At 47.7% G+C, this 415-nt stretch carries 1 protein-coding gene; it reads left to right on the plus strand.

Translation table 11 applies throughout. The features are described from left to right. Positions 1–26: 26 nt before the first annotated feature. Positions 27–415, plus strand: a 389-nt coding sequence (locus ACG9ZB_RS16760; RefSeq protein WP_419326804.1) for a helix-turn-helix domain-containing protein, incomplete at its 3' end; no start/stop codon positions are given.

Consider the following 415-nt stretch of genomic DNA (forward strand, 5'->3'; position numbering starts at 1 on the left):
GCGGACGGTTTGATATGTTGGTGTCTATGTCGGATAAAGAACTTAAACGATTGTCGGTCTTGCAGGAAATCTGCGATCAACGCATAACTCAATCCCAGGCTGCTCAGCTACTTCATATTTCAGAACGTCAGATCAGACGCTTACTGCAGAAATACAAAGCTCAAGGTCCCGCTGCATTAGCCCATGCCGGTCGTGGCCAAATCAGCAATTCCAAACTTCCTGAAGAACTCAGACTCAAGTGCCTCAATATTGTTTCTGACCAACTCCATGGTTTCGGACCCACTTTAGCGCATGAAAAGCTCACCACCGTACATGGATTCGATCTTTCAGTAGAAACCCTGCGTTCCTGGATGATTGCAGCTGACTTATGGATTCCTCGATCCAAGCGCCTGAAACGCCCGTATCAGCCTCGTTA

It is taken from the genome of Acinetobacter johnsonii (assembly GCF_048551975.1).
GTDB lineage: Bacteria > Pseudomonadota > Gammaproteobacteria > Pseudomonadales > Moraxellaceae > Acinetobacter > Acinetobacter johnsonii_A.